Origin of the sequence: Vibrio sp. 10N.247.310.23 (genome assembly GCF_041467155.1) — a bacterium.
Taxonomy (GTDB): Bacteria; Pseudomonadota; Gammaproteobacteria; order Enterobacterales; family Vibrionaceae; genus Vibrio; species Vibrio crassostreae_C.
The window spans coordinates 1-1103 of the sequence record NZ_JBFSTZ010000105.1 but is presented as its reverse complement, the minus strand read 5'-3'; the positions used below and the strand labels follow the sequence as shown (position 1 = coordinate 1103).

The window sequence follows — 1103 nt, the reverse complement described above, 5'->3', positions numbered from 1 at the left end:
GTGCGTTACGACACTCAAACCCAAGGAGCGACGTATGAATTACCGTAACCTTATCAGCGCATTGAGCCTGCTCGGATTACTGGGCTGCTCAACGTCGCAAGACGACACTTTACCGAACCCTCAAACCAACTCCGAGCAAGTGTGGCAAAACCAAATGTCGGGCGGCGGTCAAGGTGTGGGGCAAGGCGGTGATGCGCTTAGCCAAACGCAAGGCGAGCTGCGCGTGCCTCTTGATATGACGACATTGTCTCAGCGTCAAAGCGACTACACCCGAGACAGCTGGCGTGAAGCGACCAACCTCTTCCCAAGGCTGCCTAACCCGGATGTGGTGCTCTATGTTCTGCCGCACCAATCAGGCGCACTGCCGGTGCCTGGATACAGCACCGTCTTTCCCTTGTATGAGCGCGTACATTACGCCGCGCCCCTGGACAGCCCAGCTAATCTGCCTAAGGAGCGTTGGTAATGTTGAAAAAAATGCGTCATGCCATCACCCACTTTTTTACCGAAGGTAAAGCGCTGGAAGCCCCACCAATAGATTACAGCGTACCGCCGTCGTTTGCCGCCAAACTGCCTTGGATTGAAATCAGCGATAAAGGTCTGGTGCAACTGGAAGACGGTCGTTCGATGGGCCTGTTTTTTGATATTACGCCGCTGGTCACAGAAGACAAAACGCAAGCGCAGCTTGAGCGGGTGGTATCAAGTGTCGCCCACACCCTTACCGCCTTGATTGACGAAGACAACCCGTGGGTGGTGCAATTGTTTGCCCGTGATGTCGACCGATTTGAGGATGCCCATGAGACGTTACTCAACCGTGCGCGCGTTGATGATGAATTCACCCGCGCGGTGCTCGATGAAGACCGCCGCCATTTCGAACTGATAGGGCGAGAGCAAGGTATCTTTGCGGTGGATGGTCGCCCCTGGCGCGCCCGCGAGCGCCAAGTTCGTCTCGCTATTTATCGCTGGCTCCCCGAAGACGCCAGTGAAACACTGCAAAAAACTAACCTTCGCACCTTAAAAAGTCTAAGGCGCCGCCTGTTATCCCCGAGCGCATTCAAAGATTTAGGGGTGGGCATCAAGGCCAGCTCAGGCGAGAGTATCCACGC

At 55.3% G+C, this 1103-nt stretch carries 2 protein-coding genes; both read left to right on the top strand.

Annotated elements, in window-relative coordinates:
* Positions 1 to 34 precede the first annotated feature (34 nt).
* A complete protein-coding gene (locus AB6D93_RS24120) occupies positions 35 to 463 on the top strand; it encodes a TIGR03751 family conjugal transfer lipoprotein (protein ID WP_372127298.1) in 429 nt (142 codons plus the stop codon).
* Positions 463 to 1103: TraC family protein (locus AB6D93_RS24115; RefSeq protein WP_372159262.1), on the top strand; the 641-nt coding region annotated here is incomplete at its 3' end. The genes AB6D93_RS24120 and AB6D93_RS24115, both read left to right, overlap by 1 nt.

What these genes read in the sequence shown, in the direction of transcription:
- AB6D93_RS24120 (WP_372127298.1), top strand. Translation starts at nt 35, where the DNA reads ATGAATTACCGTAACCTTATCAGCGCATTGAGCCTGCTCGGATTACTG.